The sequence below is a fragment of the Vibrio sp. QJM3NY_21 genome (assembly GCF_057785975.1).
On the sequence record NZ_CM173513.1, the window covers coordinates 413,961 to 434,048 of the forward strand.

Consider the following 20,088-nt stretch of genomic DNA (forward strand, 5'->3'; position numbering starts at 1 on the left):
CAAATGTAACCAAACGATAGAACAGCTAAATAAGTCGAAATGAAACTCATAAGTGATGCATTTTATGTTTTTTTATAACTCTATAAATAATTGATTTTTAGATGTTATTTAATCATTAAGGTAAAATAAAATTATTCTTTATCAATCTTGTTGGTAGCTCGAGATTTATTGGTTAATAGTAATGGTAATCCGAAAAACATCGGTCTGATAAATATAAGAATTAGTGGTTATCTATTCCTATACCATTACCAATTTAACGCTGTCGAACCGACAAGAGGCAACTTGAATGTTAGAGAAAAAAGACGCAATGAGTGCTATTGCAAGCTACAGAATGGAAAGCACACTTCGTGGAGTCGACTTAAATCTTTTGACTGTATTTGATGCAGTTATGCAAGAGCAAAACATTACACGTGCAGCTCATAATCTGGGTATGTCTCAGCCTGCTGTAAGTAACGCTGTTGCTCGTCTAAAAGTGATGTTTAACGACGAACTATTCATGCGTCAAGGTCGTGGTATTCAGCCGACTCAACGTGCTCGTCAGTTGTTTGGTCCAATCCGCCAAGCACTGCAGTTAGTACGCAATGAACTGCCAAGTTCTGTGTTCTCTCCAGAGTCGTCTTCTCGTCTGTTCAAACTTGCGATTTGTAGCCCTTGTGACATGCGTTTTGCACCTAAGATTATGTCGACAATCAACGACCAAGCACCTAGCGTTAAACTGCACATGGATGCAGAATTCGATCGTCAACTTTCTGAGCGTATGCGCTACCAAGAAATCGACTTCGTTATTGATTACGCTCGTTTTGATGAGCAGGGCTTTTCAAGCACAGAGATCTTCCAAGACGAATTAGTTGTTGTTGCTTCTGCTTCTCACCCACGTATCAACGGTGAAGTTTCAGCGACAGAGCTGCTTAACGAAAAGCACGCAAAACTGTCTCGCATCCATGGTCAACGCAGCTTCTCAGAGCAAGCTTACCGTGACCTAGATTGCACGCCTTTCTACGAAGGTACTAGCTTAAGCAACGTACTTTACGTTGTTGGTCAATCTGAGCTTGTGACAATTGCACCTCGTTGGATGGTTGAGCATGCCGCGAACAAAGATCAGCTTCAGATTCTAGATTTCCCATTCGATAATGCGGCAATTTCTGGCTTCCTAAGCTGGCACGAATCAAGTGAAAAGGATAAAGGACACATTTGGTTACGAGATCAGTTAATGATGATCTGTGGCGAAGTAGTGGCGCTTAACTAAGCACTAATCCCTATGATTTATAAGCCCTAAGCTGGGAGTCTGGCTTGGGGCTTTTTTGTACCTGCTATTTTTGTTGATAGAAAACTTAGCGTGAGACGTACTATTACTTATAACTTTGAGCTTCATCAGTTGCCTTTTCCATGATCAGAGGTACACTTGTGCGCTCAAAAAAGCTTACAGGTGTAAGCCAAAGGTAAAGAGATGGCCAATTTAGATTTTCATATCGTAAAAAGACTTCGTGACCAAATTGCCCAAGGTGGCAACCGTACAGCTTTGAAGCATAAAGTCGACAATGTATGGCAAGGTATTAGCTGGGAACAGTTTGGACAACAGATCGATACGCTTTCGTTAGCACTGTTGGCTCACGGACTGAGAGTTCAGGATAAGATAGGCATCTTTTCGAACAATATGCCTCAGTGGACTGTGGCAGATTCTGCATCTTTACAAGCGCGTCTTGTAACGGTACCAATCTACCCAACCAACACAGCGGCGCAGTCTTCTTACATTATCCAAGATGCAGATGTGAAGATCTTATTCGTTGGCGAGCAAGCTCAATTTGATGCGGCGGTTAGCCTTTTTGAAGAGTGTGAACAGCTAGAAGTTGTTGTGGCGATGTCTGCTGATATCGACACTCAAGAACATAGTTTTGCTGTTTCATGGCAGGACTTCATGGCTCGTGGTGTTGAAGCTCAACAAGCGGAACTTGACGTTCGCTTAGCTGATGCAAACATGGATGACTTACTGACCCTTATCTATACCTCTGGCACGACAGGCCAACCAAAAGGTGTGATGCTTGATTACACTAATATTGGCTATCAATTGAAAGGTCACGATGAACGTCTTAGCTTAACTAAAGATGACGTATCACTGTGTTTCTTACCTTTGTCACACGTATTTGAGCGCGCTTGGACTTTCTATGCCCTTTATAAAGGTGCAACCAACTGTTACCTGCAAGACACGATGCAAGTACGCGATGCTCTAAGCGATGTAAAACCGACAGTAATGTGTGCAGTTCCCCGTTTCTACGAGAAGATTTTCTCAGCGATTCACGAGAAGGTATCTAAAGCACCGTTTATCCGTAAAGTGCTGTTTACTTGGGCGGTCAATATGGGAGCGAAGCTTTCTGTTTGTCACCAAGAAGGTCGTACTCCATCATTCATGCTGAAGAAGAGCCATGCGCTTGCCGATAAGCTTGTGTTATCTAAACTGCGAGCTCTGTTAGGCGGAAACATTAACTTTATGCCATGTGGTGGTGCGAAGCTTGATGAAACCATTGGTCGCTTCTTCCACGCGATTGGTATCAACGTAAAACTTGGCTACGGCATGACAGAAACCACGGCAACAGTATCGTGCTGGGATGACCGCTGTTTTAACCCTGATTCGATTGGTATGTCGATGCCGGGTGCTGAAGTCAAAATTGGTGCGAAGGACGAGATTCTTGTTCGTGGTCCAATGGTGATGCGTGGCTACTACAAGATGCCCGAAGAGACCGCTAAGACATTTGACGAGCACGGTTTCCTAAAGACTGGTGATGCGGGACATTTTGATGAAAATGGTAACCTGTTCATTACTGATCGTATTAAAGAATTGATGAAGACCTCTGGCGGTAAGTATATTGCACCGCAAGTGGTTGAAGGCGCGATTGGTAAAGATCACTTTATCGAACAGATTGCCGTTATCGCTGATACGCGCAAATTCGTTTCTGCGTTGATCGTTCCTTGTTATGACTCGCTAGAAGAGTATGCCAAAGAGCTGAATATCAAGTATCACGACCGTGTTGAGCTTGTTAAACATCACCAGATTGTCGAGATGCTAGAGAAGCGCGTGAATGACTTACAGAAAGAGTTGGCTAAGTTTGAGCAAGTGAAGAAATTCAAGTTGCTGCCAAAAGCATTTTCTATGGATGATGGCGAACTGACACCTACTCAAAAATTGCGTCGTAAAGTTATCAACGATAAGTATCAAGACGAAATCGAAGAAATGTACAATGAAAAGCCTAAAGATAAGTAGTTTTCTGCTTAGATAAATTTTCAGTTGTTTAAAAATCCCCCTACGAATGTGATTGCATTTTTAGGGGGATTTTTTATGCCTGCTGACACAGCACAATGTGCGAAAGCGCACACCAATAAGGGCGTAATTAATCGATAAACCGTGATTCATTTGAATATTAAGCTCTTTTTTTTAGGTGTTAATTGGTTTTTAAATCTAACTATTGGGTTTGGTTTGGGTTTTATTTAATGCTTTCAGCTAATAGTTGGTTTTTTGACGTAATTATCGGATAACAGGTGTTAGACCAGATGATAATAAAGCGTTAAAGTTGTTTCGTATTACTGTTTGTTGTTATCACGACAGACAGCCATAGCCGAAAAAGTGGAAGTATTTCGAATTAGGCTACGAATAAGCCCTAGACTATGAAAAACCAGCCCAACATGTTCACCAAATATGGTTGGAAACTGGTGAGGAGAGCAATATGACAACAAAACCTGAAACAGCCATGTCATCCGGCGCTGAAATGTTATCCGGCGCTGAGATGGTGGTGCAGTCTCTAATTGAAGAGGGTGTAGAACAAATCTTTGGTTACCCTGGTGGTTCTGTACTTGATATTTATGATGCACTGCATGCTAAAACTGCTGAAATTAAACACGTATTAGTAAGACACGAACAAGCCGCGACCCACATGGCCGATGGTTATACTCGTTCTACCGGTAAACCTGGCGTAGTACTTGTGTGTTCTGGTCCTGGCGCAACCAATACCGTTACTGGTATTGCGACAGCTTACATGGACTCAATCCCAATGATTGTTATTTCTGGTAACGTACCAAATAGCTTAATTGGTAATGACGCCTTCCAAGAGTGTGACATCGTGGGTGTATCCCGTCCGATCGTTAAACACAGCTTCCTCGTTAAAAAAGCGGAAGATATCCCTGAAGTCGTTAAAAAAGCATTCTATATTTCAACGACAGGACGTCCTGGTCCTGTGGTTATTGATCTGCCAAAAGACATCTTAAACCCACAAATCAAGCTTCCTTATGAATACCCAGAAACGATCAAAATGCGTTCATATAACCCAACGGTTACGGGTCATAAAGGTCAGATCAAAAAGGCGCTAAAAGCCCTTCTTGAAGCGAAGAAGCCGGTACTTTATGTCGGTGGTGGTGCGGTTATTTCTGAGGCAGATAAGCCGCTGTTAAAATTAGCAGAGGCACTGAATTTACCCGTGGTAAGCACCCTAATGGGGCTTGGCGCTTTCCCTGGTACCCATAAAAATTCTTTGGGTATGTTGGGCATGCATGGTTTGTATGAAGCCAATATGGCGATGCACAATGCGGACTTGATCTTTGGTATTGGCGTGCGTTTCGATGACCGCACCACCAATAACTTAGATAAATACTGCCCTGATGCGAAGATCATGCACATTGATATCGACCCATCTTCTATCTCTAAAAACGTAAAAGTTGATCTACCGATTGTAGGCTCAGCAGAGAAAGTTCTAGAGAGCATGGTTAACCTGCTTGTCGAGCAAGGCGGAACCAACGACGCGCAAGCGATGGAAAGCTGGTGGAGTGAAATTAAACAGTGGCAAGAACGTGACTGCTTAGCGTATGACAAAACGTCTGGTCGTATTAAGCCACAACAAGTTATTGAAACACTTCATAAAGTAACCAATGGCGATGCCTATGTTGCTTCTGATGTAGGTCAACACCAAATGTTTGCTGCTTTGTACTACCCGTTTGACAAGCCACGCCGTTGGATTAACTCTGGTGGTCTAGGCACTATGGGCTTTGGCTTACCTGCTGGTATGGGCGTTAAGTTTGCGAAACCAGATGAAGAAGTTGTGATTGTTACTGGTGACGGCAGTATTCAAATGAATATCCAAGAGCTGTCGACTGCGCTGCAATACAATATTCCCGTTAAGATTATTAACCTTAACAACCGTTTCTTAGGCATGGTGAAACAGTGGCAAGATATTGTTTATCAAGGTCGTTACTCTAATTCATATATGGACTCTGTTCCTGATTTTGCTGCGATTGCCGAGGCTTATGGCCACGTTGGCATGCGTATTTCGTCTCCGGATGAACTGGAATCAGGTTTGGAAAAAGCACTAGCGATGAAAGACCGATTGGTATTTGTCGATATCAGTGTGGATGACACCGAGCACGTATACCCAATGCAGATTAAAGGCGAGGGTATGGATAACATGTGGCTAAGCAAAACGGAGAGAACATAATATGAGACACATCCTTTCACTATTAATGGAAAACCAACCAGGTGCACTTTCTCGAGTGGTTGGCTTGTTTTCTCAGCGTGGCTACAACATTGAGTCTTTGAACGTATCTCCAACCGATGATCCGACGCTTTCTCGTCTGAATGTCACCACTAACTCGAGCGAAATGCAGCTTGAGCAGATCCAAAAACAGCTACACAAGTTAATCGACGTACTTAAGGTACAAGAAGTGTCTGAGCTTGAGCATATCGAGCGTGAACTTTTGATGGTAAAAGTACGCGCTAGCGGCTTTGCTCGCGCGGAAGTGAAACGCACAGCGGATATCTTCCGTGGCCAGATTGTCGATGTGACAGCTTCTCAATATACGGTTCAAATGGCTGGCACTAGCGAGAAGCTGGATGCTTTCATTCAGGCATTGTCTGAAGTGACGGAAGTTCTTGAAGTTGCTCGAAGTGGTGTTGTTGGTATTGCTCGAGGTGAACGGGCGTTGAAGGCCTAAACGATAAGTCTGTAAAAATAGTTTTTAAGCCGCTTTTTTAAGCGGCTTTTATTTTGTTAATTTTATAGAGTGCTATAATCCTCCGCTCTCTTTTTCCTTCTGAGCTAGTAATGAGAAATAAAAAATCAATAATTACATTACTAATTATCTCAATCACACTCTGTTCTGCCGTTGCTCTTTATTACTTACAGCGCTACAAAGAAGTAAAACAACAGAGCTTTGACTATTCGGCTAGACAAGCTGTCTATCAATTAGTGTATGCCAAGCGAGACTATGATCTTCTTAAGACTCAATTAGCCTCGGTGATGGGGTTGCTCAGTCACAGTCAAAGTCTTGTCAATTTTGCTGAATCTCCGTCGGAACAAACCAAAGATCTACTCGAAGAAGTTTGGCAGTCTGTCTTAGTGAACCAGAAGTGGTACACGAAGATTCATCTGTTGGACATTACGGGCAAAGAGCTGGTGCGCGTTAATTACTCGGCTGATACCGGGAGTGTGGCGGTCCCTCAAGAGCTACAAGACAAGTCTGATTCTAGCTATTTTCAACATGCACAAAATCTTGAAGCCGAGCAAATTGGTGGCTGGGGGATTGAACTTGAAACGGAGCATGGTGAGCTAACCTTCCCTTATGTACCTGTAATCCGTGTATTTACTCCTGTTGAAACACCAGAAAAACGCGTTGGTTACCTTGTTATCAATTTGGATGTATGGGGCTTATCGTCACGTCTTAGCTTTTCACCTGATAATGACCTAAGAGCGGAAATCATTAATGAATCCGGTTATTACATTGCGAGTAATAACAGCAGTAAGCTGTTTGGTGATTCTATCCCTGAAAGAAAAGGGTATAACCTGAAACACATCGCACCACAAACGTGGGAAGCGATTAACAACGATCAGGTTGGACACGTTTTTGAAGATGGTAACTTGTTTGCGTTTAACACCGTTATGCTCGCGAATAATCAAAAAGCTCACTTGCTGATTCAACTCAATCAGAAGCAGTTGATGGATAGGGCTGAACAGAGTCTAAATGATCTCTCTCAAGAAGAAGTTTTTGTATTACTGACGGTACTTGTTTTTGCGTTTCCGTTTGCATATTTAGTGACCCATTATCGACGTCGGAGCTTAGAAAGTAAGTTGGCGCGCGCCGCATTGAGCGGCATGTCGGCCGTCATGATCTCTGATAAGCAGCATCGTACTATGATGATCAACAACGAGTTTGAGAACATGACGGGGTACAGCAAAACTCAAGTTATCGGAAAGAACGCATTGCAGCTATTGCTTGAGAATACCGACCAAGAGCTCTCAAGTTCTGATATCTGGAGTCATTTAGAGCAAGAAGAAGTATGGGAAGGGGAAGTCCTGTGTAAGAACAAGTTACGTATCCCTTTCACCGTCATCATGCGAGTACAAGCTGTTAAGAATCGTTCTGGAAAGATCAGTTACTATATTACGTCCTTGGTTGATATTTCTGTTAGGAAGGAGCTTGAGGTGCGTTTGAGGATCTTAAGTGAACGAGATTCTTTGAGTAACCTTTGGAACCGACGCAAGTTCGAAGAACAGCTCGCGTATTATTCTCGCTTGGTCGAGCGTTACCCTAATGAAGCGACCATTTGCTTAGCTTTAGTCGATATTGATAACTTTAAACGAATCAATGACGAACTTGGCCACGATGAAGGCGACCGAGTGATTGCAAGTGTTGCAAGGCTTCTACAAGACAGTCTACGCAGTACTGATTTTGTTGCTCGCGTTGGGGGGGAGGAGTTTGCATTACTGATGCCACACACCTCACTGCCGGAAGCGAAACGTGTGTTGGATCGATTACGAATAGAAATAGAGCTATCCTCAGGGACTAAAGTGACGGTGAGTGTCGGTTTCACTGATTTGACAAGCAACAGCACTCGCTCATACAAATGTGCCGATGTTGGGCTCTACGAATCTAAATCGTCTGGGCGCAATACCGTCTCTATGTGCCCTAGTCATGCTGATGTCGCTTAATCTTTCATTACTCGATTAGTTTTTAATATTTCACTTGGCTTTCAACAGACTTAGCCCTTAAAAAGATTTACGTTTTAAGTGACTAACCACTTTCCTATCAAGCCATCTTTCTCGCTTCGTATCTTTTAAAGCTAGCCTTCAGCAGTTCCTTTCAACATCTATAATAGGAATCTCACTTTTGAGGCGACCTATGTCACAAGTCTTATGTAGTTAGACTAAAGTCTAATGCTGATGAAAATTTGAGCTAAAATAAACAATAAGTAAACTACCTTGCTTCAGGTTGCGTCGTGTTAAGCGAACCAATAAACAGAGTGTTTACCCGATATAAAAGGGATGACACCGTTAACTTAATTCAGCTGGTTAGCTCGCCTTATCAATGGCTTGAGAGATAACAGTAGAATTAGGTTAGCTGTAGCAAGAGTTTGGGGATCATACTGTCTGGTTAAAAGAGGCGTGGTATGTTTGTCGATTTTTTAGTGAGGTTAACCATAGGCACATTGGTCATTCTTGGCTTTCAACTGAGTGCACTGTATTTTTTACCTATGGTTGTACTGCTCAATACTCATCACAAAGAGTTTTTTGGGTGGTAGTTCAGTCGTGATACTGGAAACAAAAAACGGAGCCGTTGGGCTCCGTTTTTATTTGGTTAGAATCTATCTTGGCGTTATGCCGCTTCGATAACTTCTTCAATTCGTTTCATTGAACCTAGTAAATGTTGATCAAGTAACTCTGTTGCTTGTTCTGCATTCTTAGAGAGTACTAGCTTCATGATCATTTCGTGCTCATCAATATTGAACAGATCATCAGATGCTGTTTCAGCTGACATTGCTAAGAAGCGGTAACGTTTAACTTGGTTAATAAGTTCATCAAAGAACTTAAACATGTTCTCTGAATCAGCACCTTCAAGCAACGCGACATGGAATTGTTGGTGGCGTTCTTCCCATTCAACAGAATCAAATTCTTCTTCTACGTTCTGAAGGCGTGATAGTTTGTGGTAAGAGGTCAACACTTCTAATTCCCAGCTTTCATCACCAGCTGAGATCGCTTTTTTAAGCAGAACGGAAGAGACCAGTCGAAGGCTTTCGTATAGGTCATTGAGTTCTTTCTTTGATACCGGAGATACCCAGCAGCCTTTCTGTGGCTCTAGCTTTACGTATTTACTCCAAGATAACTGCACTAAGGCTTCACGAATTGGAGATGCGCCTACGTTGTATCGTGCTTTTAGATCAGCAACAACGAGTTTTTGGCCAGGGGTTAACTCACCATTGAGAATATCTTGGCGAATCATCTTTGATACTTTGTCTGTGAGCGTAGGACTAGACATTACAAACCTCATGCATATTTGATTCTAGTCTGCTAATCCGTCTCTTAGAAAGAGCCCATGGAAGTTAACAGTACGTGATTCTACTGTGATTGATAATACAGCGTACTGAAAAGTTAGGCAAGATTTGTTTCATAAAAAAAGAGGGCCGAAGCCCTCTTTTATATTTTATGCGTATCGGTTCATTCTTATAGAACGTGAACAGATGCCGTGTTTGTAGTACCAGAAGCTACTAGAGCACCAGAAACCATAACTACGATGTCGCCTTTGTTACCTAGGCCAGATTGTAGAGCGATTTCTTTACCGTTGATGTAAAACGTGTCTGTGTTCTCGATAGAGTCAACAAGAACTGGTTTAACACCTTTAGTAAGAACTAGCTGTGCAGCTGTCTTTTCGTTAGTTGTTAGAGCAAGGATGTTTGCAGTTGGGAAGTACTTACGTACTGAACGTGCAGACTTACCGCCTTCAGTTGCAACAACGATTAGAGGAGCCGCTAGCTTCTCTGCTGTGTCTACCGCACCTTTACATACTGCTTCAGTAATGCGTAGGCGTGGGCTGTCTAGACGAGAACCTAGCTCAGCTTTAAGAGCTGAATCAGTGCGGTTCGCGATTTGAGCCATGATAGTTACAGCTTCAACTGGGTACTTACCTTTAGCAGTTTCACCAGAAAGCATTACTGCATCAGTACCATCCATGATTGCGTTCGCAACGTCACCCGCTTCAGCACGAGTTGGACGTGGGTTGCTGATCATAGAGTCAAGCATTTGAGTTGCAGTGATAACCATCTTACGTGCGCGGTTACACTTCTCGATCATCATCTTCTGAGCGAAGATTACTTCTTCAGCTGGGATTTCAACACCTAGGTCACCACGAGCAACCATGATGCCGTCAGAAGCTTCAAGGATTGAATCGAAGTTATCTACACCTTCTTGGTTTTCAATCTTAGAAATGATGTGGATGTTCTCGCCGCCGTTAGCGTTTAGAAGCTCACGGATTTCTTTAACGTCGTCTTCTTTACGGATGAAAGAAGCAGCTACGAAATCAACGCCTTGCTCACAACCAAACTTAAGGTCAGCTTTGTCTTTCTCAGAAAGAGCTGGAAGTTGAACAGAAACGCCAGGAAGGTTAACACCTTTGTTTTCGCCTAGAGCACCGTTGTTAAGAACTTTACACTTAACTTCAGTTTCTGTTGTTGCGATAACTTCCATTTCGATTAGGCCGTCATCAACAAGGATAGTGTTACCAGCAGTTAGGTCTTTAGCGAAACCTAGGTAAGTTACTGCTACTACGTCTTTGTTACCAACAACTGTTGCGTCAGTTGTGAAAGTGAACTCTTGACCAGCTACTAGATCTACGTCGTTACCATCTTCAAGTTTGATAGTACGGATTTCTGGACCTTTAGTATCTAGAAGGATAGCAAGTTGCTCACCTTTTTTTTCCATTACTGTACGGAAGTTCGCGATACGAGTGCCGTGTTCTGCGAAGTCACCGTGAGAGAAGTTAAGACGCATAACGTTCATGCCAGCATCTACTAGTTCAGTTAGCTTCTCTACAGATTCAGTTTTAGGGCCAATCGTACATACGATTTTGGTCTTTTTCATGGAAGGTACTCTCCGGTAAGTATTGTTACAATTTGAAATTTATTTAAGGTCTGAAGATTGGTCCGCTACATCAACATTTTGTGCCTGTTGTGTAAAAGCGCGGGACTTCCAATATGTCCTTCAGAGTTGTAAGTCTTTCATCAATTTTAGTCATTTTATGACCAAAAGATTTTGATTCAATATCGGTTTTATGTGACTTACCCCACTATATAAGAGGTAAGTTGCAAAAAAATAACAGTCAGTTTTGTAATTTTTTTTCTTTTCGGGTGCGGATTCTACCACCTAATCAGTTCAATATCACTGCTTAACAATTGTCTTAGGACAAGGTTTTATCGCTATTTATTAATTTTTTGGATCAAAATAAATGGACTAAATAGTTTCGTTGTAACTATAATATGTTTCAAATCGAAACTTACTGGCCTTTTTTAAATGTCGAAACGAAACACCCAGCTCAGAAGACATGCTATTTCTAACCTCGTTAATGAAAAGGGGGAGGTTAGTGTTGATGAACTATCCGCTAAATTCGAAACCTCAGAGGTCACGATTAGAAAGGACTTAGCGTCTTTAGAGAAAAACGGTCAGCTTTTGCGCCGTTATGGTGGTGCGATTTCATTACCGAAAGAGGTTGTGAACGAAGAACTGGGTCCACAAGTTTCGACTCGAAAGATTTCATTAGCGAAAGCCGCTGCAGATCTAATTCGCGACCATAATCGCATTGTGATCGATAGCGGTAGCACGACAGGAGCGCTAATTCAGCAGCTCAATAGCAAACGTGGTTTGGTTGTAATGACCAACTCGTTGCATGTTGCTAATGCACTTAATGAGTTGGAAAGCGAACCAACACTGCTAATGACCGGCGGCACTTGGGATACCCATTCGGATTCTTTTCAAGGCAAAGTCGCAGAATCAGTACTTCGAGCTTACGATTTTGATCAACTATTTATCGGGGCTGATGGTATCGATCTTGATAGAGGCACGACCACGTTCAATGAATTGGTTGGCCTAAGTAAAGTAATGGCTGAAGTGTCACGAGAAGTGATCGTGATGGTTGAGTCGGAAAAGGTGGGACGAAAGATCCCGAACTTAGAGCTGGCATGGGAACACATTGACATCTTAATTACCGATACAGACTTAGGCGAAGAATCCAAAGCAAGTATCGAATCACATGATGTTCGAGTGATCCTGACCGATCCAGCGTAAAAACAAATTTAAGTATTATGCATTTACCTTCCTATAATTGATCTTAATAAAGATCTGGCCTTTGCTTGCTGCCAATAGGAATAAAACGAAATTGATGGAGTGAAACTATGTGTGGAATTGTTGGTGCAGTAGCACAGCGTGATGTAGCTGAAATTTTAGTAGAAGGTCTTCGCCGCCTAGAATACCGAGGCTACGATTCAGCGGGTGTCGCTGTAGTTGATAGCGAATCTAACCTAACTCGTGTACGCCGCCTTGGTAAAGTACAAGAGCTAGCAGACGCAGTCGATCAACAACATGTCATTGGCGGTACTGGTATTGCTCATACACGTTGGGCGACACACGGTGAGCCTTCTGAAGCAAACGCACACCCACACATGTCTGGCGATATTGCTGTTGTACACAATGGCATTATCGAAAACCACGAAACACTGCGCGCCCTGCTGCAAGAGCGTGGCTACGTGTTTACTTCACAAACAGATACTGAAGTTATCGCTCACTTAGTTGAATGGGAACTTCGTACTTCTGATTCATTGGTTGAAGCGCTTCAAAAGACAGCGAAACAATTAGACGGTGCATACGGCACAGTGGCGGTTGATCGTAAAGATCCTAGCCGTATTGTTGTGGCTCGTTCTGGTAGCCCAATCGTTATCGGTTTTGGTGTGGGCGAGAATTTCCTTGCTTCTGACCAACTAGCGCTATTAAGCGTAACTCGTCGCTTCATGTACTTAGAAGAAGGTGATGTTGCTGAGGTGACTCGTCGTGATGTAACAGTATTTGATGTGGCGGGCGAGCGTGTTGAGCGTGAAATCGTTGAATCAAACGCAGAACACGATGCCGGTGACAAAGGTCAATACCGTCACTTTATGCAGAAAGAGATCTTTGAGCAGCCAACAGCGCTGATCAACACAATGGAAGGCCGTATCTCTGACACTTCAGTTATCACTAACGCGATTGGTGTTAAAGCGGAAGAGATTCTAAGCAAGGTTGAACACGTGCAGATCATCGCATGTGGTACGTCTTACAACTCAGGCATGGCAGCTCGTTACTGGTTTGAATCTCTAGCAGGCGTAAGCTGTGACGTAGAGATTGCTTCTGAATTCCGTTACCGTGATTTCGTTGTTCGTCCGAATAGCCTATTGGTGACTCTGTCTCAGTCTGGTGAAACGGCTGATACGCTTGCTGCACTTCGTCTTGCAAAAGAGAAGGGTTACATGTCAGCAATGACTATCTGTAACGTTGCAGGTTCTTCGCTAGTTCGTGAATCTGATTTTGCCTTTATGACTCGCGCAGGAACAGAGATCGGCGTAGCTTCAACTAAAGCTTTCACAACTCAACTAGCTGCAATGCTGATGATGGTAACGTCAATTGGTCGTCTACAAGGTCGCATCAATGAAGAGAAAGAAGCAGAGATCGTTCAAGCACTGCATCAACTGCCTGCTGATATTGAAAAAGCACTCGCATTTGATAAAGAGATCGAAGCGCTAGCACCTGATTTTGCAGATAAGCACCATACACTGTTTTTAGGTCGTGGTGAGTTCTACCCAATAGCAATGGAAGCGTCTCTTAAACTGAAAGAGATCTCTTACATTCACGCAGAAGCATACGCGGCTGGTGAGCTTAAGCACGGTCCTTTGGCTCTTATCGATGCAGATATGCCTGTTGTGGTTATTGCACCAAGCAACGACTTGCTAGAGAAGCTGAAATCAAACGTTGAAGAAGTACGTGCTCGTGGCGGTCTACTTTACGTATTCGCAGATGAAGATGCAGGCTTTGAAAGCGATGAGAACATGAAGATCATCAAGATGCCTCACGTAAGTGAAGTAACAGCACCTATCTACTACACAGTACCGATGCAGCTGTTGTCTTACCACGTAGCACTAATCAAAGGTACCGATGTTGACCAACCTCGTAACCTAGCGAAAGCGGTTACGGTTGAATAATCGTTAGCTTGTCTAAGAAAATTAGATAATAAGAAGCCCATCCTGTGATGGGCTTTTTTGTGTCTGTTAGCTAACGATCAGCGTTAGATCTAGCTTTAACGGCATTAAGCATTAAGTGCTTGCTCTAGGTCAGCCAATATATCGTCAATGTGCTCAATACCTACTGAGAGGCGAATCATCTCTGGTGATACACCTGCTTGCTTTTGTTCCGCTTCGCTTAATTGACGGTGTGTTGTAGAAGCAGGGTGACAAGCGAGAGATTTTGCATCGCCGATGTTCACCAAGCGCTTGAATATTTGCAGCGCATCATAGAAACGAACACCGGCTTCATAACCATCTTTCAAGCCAAAAGATAAAATGGCAGACGGCTTACCTTGCATGTACTTCTCAGCCAATGGGTAGAACTCAGAGGTTGGTAACCCCGCGTAGCTTACCCAACTCACGTTCTCATGTTGCTTAAGGTATTCTGCTACTTTCAGTGCATTCTCGGTGTGTCGCTCCATACGTAGCGACAACGTTTCTAGACCCTGCATCAACATGAAGGCGTTCATGGGTGATAGTGCTGCGCCTGTATTACGTAATGGAACGGTTCGAGCGCGGCCAATAAATGCGGCTTCGCCAAAGGCTTCGGTATACACCACACCGTGGTAAGAAGGTTCTGGTTGATTAAAGACCGGGAAGCGATCTTTGTGTTCTGCCCATGGGAATTTCCCTGAATCGACAATAACACCCCCCAACGTTGTTCCGTGACCACCAACGTATTTGGTGAGTGAGTGAACCACAATATCGGCACCAAAGTCGATAGGTTTGCATAGCACTGGTGTAGCCACCGTATTATCAACAATCACAGGTACGCCTTGTGCGTGAGCAAGCTCAGCAACACGTTCTAAGTCGATAATATTGCCTGCTGGGTTACCGATACTTTCGCAGTAAACCGCCTTGGTTTTTTCATCGATCAGTGCCGCTAAGCTTTCAGGTTTATCGTCTTTGGCAAAGCGAACCTCTATGCCTTGGTTTGGTAGCATGTGAGCAAACAGGGTGTAAGTACCGCCGTAAAGCTGAGGTGTTGAAACGATGTTGTCACCGATTTGTGCCAACGTTTGAATCGCGTAGTTGATCGCCGCGCTGCCTGCACTCACCACTAAGCCTGCAATACCACCTTCTAAGGCTGCCATGCGCTTTTCTAGTACATCATTGGTTGGGTTCATTATACGAGTGTAGATATTACCTGGTACCGCAAGGTTAAACAGGTCGGCGCCGTGTTGTGCGTCATCGAATTCGTAAGCAACGGTTTGGTAAATAGGAGTCGCAACCGATTTGGTTGTTGGATCAGTGTCGTAGCCGAAGTGAATCGAGAGCGTTTCGTCTTTCATGAGTCTTCCCTGAACTATTGAATGATTTGTGTACTCTCATATTGCCGATTTTTTTATAAAAGAAAAGTATGTTTAGTCACATAGAAGAAATTGGACGAATGGGACAGAGCGTTGAGCTAGAAGATAAAGGACTAGAAAAGCAAAAAGCCAGAGCAGCGTGAACTGTTCTGGCTTTTCTAATTTGGTGGCCCCTCCCAGATTTGAACTGGGGACCGAACGATTATGAGTCGTGCGCTCTAACCACTGAGCTAAGGGGCCGTAGGGCATAGATTATAGGGGAACCAATCAATGGTGTCTAGACACTATGAGGGGCAATTCCGCTTACATCTTAGCCACTTAAATCACGTAGGCACAAAAAAGGTGAGCCAACGCTCACCTTTTTTATTTTATGCTTAAAAGCTAACCACACTAAAGCGTGTAATTACTCGTCTAGGAAGCTACGCAGAGTTTCTGAGCGGCTTGGGTGACGAAGTTTACGCAGTGCTTTTGCTTCGATCTGACGGATACGTTCACGAGTTACGTCGAACTGCTTACCAACCTCTTCAAGAGTGTGGTCAGTGTTCATGTCGATACCGAAACGCATACGCAGTACTTTCGCTTCACGAGGAGTTAGGCCTGCAAGAACGTCTTTAGTTGCGCCGCGTAGGCTGGTTGCCGTTGCAGAGTCTAAAGGCAGTTCTAGCGTTGTATCCTCGATGAAATCACCTAGATGCGAATCTTCGTCGTCACCGATTGGTGTCTCCATTGAGATAGGCTCTTTAGCGATTTTCAGTACTTTGCGGATCTTGTCTTCAGGCATTTGCATGCGCTCAGCCAACTCTTCCGGAAGCGGTTCACGACCCATCTCTTGTAGCATTTGACGAGAGATACGGTTTAGTTTGTTGATCGTTTCGATCATGTGAACAGGAATACGGATAGTACGAGCTTGGTCGGCAATCGAACGAGTGATTGCTTGACGGATCCACCAAGTAGCGTAAGTAGAGAATTTGTAACCACGACGGTATTCAAACTTATCTACCGCTTTCATCAGACCGATGTTACCTTCTTGGATCAGATCCAGGAATTGTAGGCCACGGTTTGTGTACTTCTTAGCAATCGAGATTACTAGACGTAAGTTCGCTTCAACCATCTCTTTCTTCGCACGACGAGCTTTCGCTTCACCGATAGACATACGACGGCTGATATCTTTGATGCTTTGAACAGTAAGAGACGTTTCACGTTCGATGATATCCAGCTTTTGGATAGAGCGACGGATGTCGTGTTCGTTACGTTTGATCTTTTCTGCGTATGGCTTGTCTGAAGCAAGAACTTCGTCCAACCATGCTTCGCTAGATTCATTGCCAGTAAATAGAGCAATGAAAGATTTCTTCGGCATTTTGCCGTACTCAACCGTTTGACGCATGATTAGGCGTTCTTGAGTACGTACGCGATCCATTGAAGTACGCAGTTCGTTTACTAGGTAATCAAACTGTTTTGGCGTCAGACGGAATTCTTTGAATACGTCTTGCATCATTGTTGTTGCAAGCGTTGCTTTCGGGCTTTCGTGGCCGTATTCATTGATTGCTAGTTGACGGTTTTGGTAGCTAGTGCGAAGCGCTGTGAATTTCTCAAGAGCAAGCTCAGGATCAATACCTGTATCTTCCTCTTCTTCTTCCTCGTCGTCTTCTGCTTCTTCTTTGTCTTCGTCTTCTAGATCAGTTTTAGCGAGCTCTGAACCGATGTGAGTCGCCGTTGGCGCAGCTGTGCCATCGTCGTCTGGGTCAACAAAGCCATTGATTAGATCTGTTAAGCGAATCTCTTCAGCGAGTACGCGGTCAAACTGTTCCAAGATGTATGGAATCGTGCCTGGGTACTCAGCAACAGATAATTGAACGGTATTGATACCATCTTCAATACGCTTCGCAATGTCGATTTCGCCTTCACGAGTCAGTAGTTCAACTGTACCCATTTCACGCATGTACATACGAACTGGGTCAGTTGTACGGCCAATCTCGCTTTCTACGCTTGAAAGCGCAGCAGCAGCAGCTTCAGCTGCATCTTCATCTATATTGGCATCGTCATCATTAAGAGCTAGATCATCAGCGTCAGGTGCAGTTTCTACTACCTTGATACCCATGTCATTGATCATTTGAATGATGTCTTCTACCTGTTCAGAATCCACGATTTCTGCAGGTAGGTGGTCGTTTACTTCGGCGTAGGTCAGATAGCCTTGTTCCTTGCCTTTAATAACAAGTAATTTTAGCTGTGACTGCGGATTTTGATCCATAGATGATATCCAACTTCAGGTCTGGTGAAGGACGTTGCATTCTCAAATGCAAACCAATTATGTTAACAAATTTATTAAATGCTGACTAATCAAACAGGGTTACGCTTTTAGATCTAGCATTAAAGCTAGTAGCTCCCTTTTTTCTTCGGCTGATAAACCGACACTTCTTGCTTTGGCCTGCAGGTTTTCAATTTGTTTTTCAACGCACTGGGCAAGGATATTGTCCAATGAGTCTAAAAATATGTCTTCTTGATTGTCTTCGTCGAGGGGGATTTCCCAGCTCGCGAGACGAGACAGAAGTGCCTCATGTTTGTTCTCTCGCCAATGTTCTAATAATTGGCCTGTGCTGATATGGGGGTTCACTCGGCAGATATCAAGTACTTCGACGAATAAACTTAGTCCAGGCAGCTGTAAGCCTTTGACACTTGATAAATCCGGTACCATATCAGCATAGCTCGGATTTTGGATAAGCAAAGCGATAACTTCACGCATTGGAGTGCGCTTGAGCTCTTTATGCGGTTGAGGTGTCGGGTTCTTTGTGTGAACGCGAGCACGCCTCAATTGGTTATCAAATCCAGTTCGCTCATCGAGCAATTTTTCGAGCAGTTCTTGGAAGTAACTGTCAGGAATTTTACTAATCAAGGCGCTGGCATGTGCACGCAGTGCCGATTTTCCTTCTGTTGTTCCTAAATTCAGCTTGTGTATTTCAATCAGGTTATCGAACAAATAGGTCGAAAGCGGCGTCGCATTGTGGACGAGCTGTTCGAAAGCAGCCTGACCGTGTTCTCTAATATAGCTGTCTGGGTCTTCACCGTCTGGCAAGAACAGAAACTTGAGTGTGTTACCTGTTTTCAGGTATTCAAGCGCATTTTCTAGTGCGCGCCACGCGGCCTCTTTACCTGCTCTATCACCATCGTAACAACAAACCACAGTATTGGTCTGGCGGAACAACATCTGAACGTGGTCACCGGTTGTTGAGGTACCCAGTGATGCCACTGAGTAATCGACACCGTATTGCGCTAGTGCGACAACATCCATATAACCTTCAACCACAAGTACTTGAGGCGGTTCACGGTATGCTTGTAACACTTCATAAAGGCCGTAAAGCTCTTTACCTTTATGGAAGATCGGCGTTTCTGGCGAGTTTAGATACTTTGGTGTGCCGTCTTCTAAAACACGACCACCAAACCCGATTACTCGGCCTCGACGGTCACGAATCGGGAACATCACGCGTCCACGGAATCGATCGTATCGGTTGCCTTTATCGTTTTCTATCAACATGCCGCCAGTAACGAGCATGTCTTGAGCTTCTTTTTGTTGGCCAAAGTTCTTACGAACCAAGTCCCATTCATCAGCGACGTAGCCAATCCCAAACTTCTGTACGATTTCACCAGAAAGGCCGCGATTTTTTAGGTAATCAATCGCAGGCTTGTTCGCTGAGATTTTTAGCTGAGAGCGGTAAAAATTACTGATGCCGCCCATCAAATCGTAGAGGTTACGTTTTTGTTCGCTGTTGGCTCTTGGCGCCGTGGATATTTCACCGCTGCGCTGTTCCCTAGGAACATCAAGCCCTAAAAATGAGGCCAGCTCTTCAATCGCTTCAACAAAATCGAGACGTTCGAACTCCATAATGAAGTCGATAGCATTGCCATGTACGCCACAACCAAAGCAGTGATAAAACTGTTTTTCTTGGCTTACGCTGAAAGAAGGGGTCTTTTCGTTGTGAAATGGGCAACAAGCACCATAGTTTTTGCCTTTTTTCTTAAGTTTCACGCGTGCGTCCACAATATCGACAATGTCGAGACGCGCTAGGAGATCATCGATGAAACTACGCGGGATGTGTCCTGCCATAAAACCTTAGAAAAATGCACTAACTGAGAGTGTGGATAATAATAGTTTGAATAGGTTACAGATACAAACAAGCCGTGCGTTCCGAAGGATTGCACGGCTTGTTGCAATTTGATTTGGGATTAAGCGAGTTTAGAACGAACTAAACCACTAACTTTACCCATATCTGCACGCCCTTGAATTTGTGGTTTCAAGATAGCCATTACTTTACCCATGTCTTGCATGCCCGCAGGTTGAGCTTCCGCGATTGCGCTATCAAGTAGTGCAATAACTTCTTCTTCAGTTAGCGGTTGAGGCATAAAGCCTTCAAGTACCGTAATTTCTGCTTTTTCCACGTCAGCAAGATCTTGACGATTTGCCGATTCATATTGAGCAACAGAATCGCGACGTTGCTTAACCATTTTAACTAATATAGCAATAATGTCGTCGTCGTTCAGAGTGATCCGTTCGTCAACTTCACGTTGCTTAATTGCTGAAAGAGCTAAGCGGATAGTGCCAAGGCGCGGTTTGTCCTTGGCTTTCATCGCTAATTTTTGCTCTTCTTTGAGTTGTTCAATAAGAGCCATAACTCAGTC

At 43.8% G+C, this 20,088-nt stretch carries 13 protein-coding genes and 1 tRNA gene; 7 read left to right on the plus strand and 7 right to left on the minus strand.

The genetic code is table 11. The annotated features are described in order from the left end of the window. The first annotated feature begins 286 nt into the window (after positions 1-286). From leuO to AC3CID_RS01915, 5 genes are all read left to right on the plus strand, one after another. Complete coding sequence (leuO, locus tag AC3CID_RS01895; protein WP_171308574.1) at positions 287-1,246, plus strand: transcriptional regulator LeuO; 960 nt, start codon at positions 287-289, stop codon at positions 1,244-1,246. Positions 1,247-1,447: 201 nt separating this feature from the next. Next, a complete protein-coding gene (locus AC3CID_RS01900; protein ID WP_488526883.1) occupies positions 1,448-3,256 on the plus strand; it encodes an AMP-dependent synthetase/ligase in 1,809 nt (602 codons plus the stop codon). Between the two features lie 460 nt (positions 3,257-3,716). Continuing rightward, entirely contained in the window at positions 3,717-5,474 is a 1,758-nt protein-coding gene (locus AC3CID_RS01905) for an acetolactate synthase 3 large subunit (protein WP_145569906.1), read from the plus strand. Position 5,475: 1 nt separating this feature from the next. Next, on the plus strand, positions 5,476-5,970 hold the full coding sequence (gene ilvN, locus AC3CID_RS01910; RefSeq protein ID WP_004735875.1) for an acetolactate synthase small subunit: 495 nt from the start codon (positions 5,476-5,478) through the stop codon (positions 5,968-5,970). Positions 5,971-6,080: 110 nt separating this feature from the next. Next, the gene (locus tag AC3CID_RS01915) at positions 6,081-7,964 is read left to right on the plus strand and encodes a sensor domain-containing diguanylate cyclase (RefSeq protein ID WP_488526884.1); all 1,884 of its coding nucleotides are present in this window, start codon (positions 6,081-6,083) and stop codon (positions 7,962-7,964) included. A 664-nt stretch (positions 7,965-8,628) separates the two neighbouring features. Here the strand turns inward: AC3CID_RS01915 and AC3CID_RS01920 are convergent. Beyond that, on the minus strand, positions 8,629-9,252 hold the full coding sequence (locus tag AC3CID_RS01920; RefSeq protein ID WP_004735872.1) for a GntR family transcriptional regulator: 624 nt from the start codon (positions 9,250-9,252) through the stop codon (positions 8,629-8,631). Positions 9,253-9,473: 221 nt separating this feature from the next. After that, positions 9,474-10,886: a pyruvate kinase PykF gene (gene pykF / locus AC3CID_RS01925; RefSeq protein ID WP_054547842.1), complete on the minus strand. Its 1,413-nt coding sequence runs from the start codon at positions 10,884-10,886 to the stop codon at positions 9,474-9,476. 429 nt (positions 10,887-11,315) lie between these two features. On the opposite strand from pykF, the gene AC3CID_RS01930 reads away from it, so the two are divergent. After that, the gene (locus tag AC3CID_RS01930; RefSeq protein ID WP_004736011.1) at positions 11,316-12,086 is read left to right on the plus strand and encodes a DeoR/GlpR family DNA-binding transcription regulator; all 771 of its coding nucleotides are present in this window, start codon (positions 11,316-11,318) and stop codon (positions 12,084-12,086) included. A 107-nt stretch (positions 12,087-12,193) separates the two neighbouring features. Further along, on the plus strand, positions 12,194-14,026 hold the full coding sequence (gene glmS / locus AC3CID_RS01935) for a glutamine--fructose-6-phosphate transaminase (isomerizing) (RefSeq protein ID WP_102453216.1): 1,833 nt from the start codon (positions 12,194-12,196) through the stop codon (positions 14,024-14,026). A 104-nt stretch (positions 14,027-14,130) separates the two neighbouring features. On the opposite strand, the gene AC3CID_RS01940 is transcribed toward glmS, so the two are convergent. The 5 genes from AC3CID_RS01940 to AC3CID_RS01960 all read right to left on the minus strand — a co-directional run bounded on the left by AC3CID_RS01940 (position 14,131) and on the right by AC3CID_RS01960 (position 20,079). Then, positions 14,131-15,399 carry an O-acetylhomoserine aminocarboxypropyltransferase/cysteine synthase family protein gene (locus AC3CID_RS01940; protein WP_017080208.1) on the minus strand — a complete coding sequence of 423 codons (1,269 nt, stop codon included), beginning with the start codon at positions 15,397-15,399 and terminating at the stop codon, positions 14,131-14,133. 182 nt (positions 15,400-15,581) lie between these two features. Then, positions 15,582-15,657, minus strand: a tRNA-Ile gene (locus tag AC3CID_RS01945). Between the two features lie 163 nt (positions 15,658-15,820). Next, on the minus strand, positions 15,821-17,665 hold the full coding sequence (rpoD, locus tag AC3CID_RS01950; RefSeq protein WP_009847799.1) for an RNA polymerase sigma factor RpoD: 1,845 nt from the start codon (positions 17,663-17,665) through the stop codon (positions 15,821-15,823). Between the two features lie 99 nt (positions 17,666-17,764). After that, complete coding sequence (gene dnaG, locus AC3CID_RS01955) at positions 17,765-19,516, minus strand: DNA primase (protein WP_017080230.1); 1,752 nt, start codon at positions 19,514-19,516, stop codon at positions 17,765-17,767. Positions 19,517-19,635: 119 nt separating this feature from the next. Further along, positions 19,636-20,079 carry a GatB/YqeY domain-containing protein gene (locus AC3CID_RS01960; protein WP_009847797.1) on the minus strand — a complete coding sequence of 148 codons (444 nt, stop codon included), beginning with the start codon at positions 20,077-20,079 and terminating at the stop codon, positions 19,636-19,638. Positions 20,080-20,088 lie beyond the last annotated feature (9 nt).

Bases quoted from the DNA above. Each gene is read 5' to 3' on its own strand.
- leuO (WP_171308574.1), top strand. From the start codon at position 287: ATGTTAGAGAAAAAAGACGCAATGAGTGCTATTGCAAGCTACAGAATG.
- AC3CID_RS01900 (WP_488526883.1), top strand. From the start codon at position 1,448: ATGGCCAATTTAGATTTTCATATCGTAAAAAGACTTCGTGACCAAATT.
- AC3CID_RS01905 (WP_145569906.1), top strand. From the start codon at position 3,717: ATGACAACAAAACCTGAAACAGCCATGTCATCCGGCGCTGAAATGTTA.
- ilvN (WP_004735875.1), top strand. From the start codon at position 5,476: ATGAGACACATCCTTTCACTATTAATGGAAAACCAACCAGGTGCACTT.
- AC3CID_RS01915 (WP_488526884.1), top strand. From the start codon at position 6,081: ATGAGAAATAAAAAATCAATAATTACATTACTAATTATCTCAATCACA.
- AC3CID_RS01920 (WP_004735872.1), bottom strand. From the start codon at position 9,252: ATGATTCGCCAAGATATTCTCAATGGTGAGTTAACCCCTGGCCAAAAA.
- pykF (WP_054547842.1), bottom strand. From the start codon at position 10,886: ATGAAAAAGACCAAAATCGTATGTACGATTGGCCCTAAAACTGAATCT.
- AC3CID_RS01930 (WP_004736011.1), top strand. From the start codon at position 11,316: ATGTCGAAACGAAACACCCAGCTCAGAAGACATGCTATTTCTAACCTC.
- glmS (WP_102453216.1), top strand. From the start codon at position 12,194: ATGTGTGGAATTGTTGGTGCAGTAGCACAGCGTGATGTAGCTGAAATT.
- AC3CID_RS01940 (WP_017080208.1), bottom strand. From the start codon at position 15,399: ATGAAAGACGAAACGCTCTCGATTCACTTCGGCTACGACACTGATCCA.
- rpoD (WP_009847799.1), bottom strand. From the start codon at position 17,665: ATGGATCAAAATCCGCAGTCACAGCTAAAATTACTTGTTATTAAAGGC.
- dnaG (WP_017080230.1), bottom strand. From the start codon at position 19,516: ATGGCAGGACACATCCCGCGTAGTTTCATCGATGATCTCCTAGCGCGT.
- AC3CID_RS01960 (WP_009847797.1), bottom strand. From the start codon at position 20,079: ATGGCTCTTATTGAACAACTCAAAGAAGAGCAAAAATTAGCGATGAAA.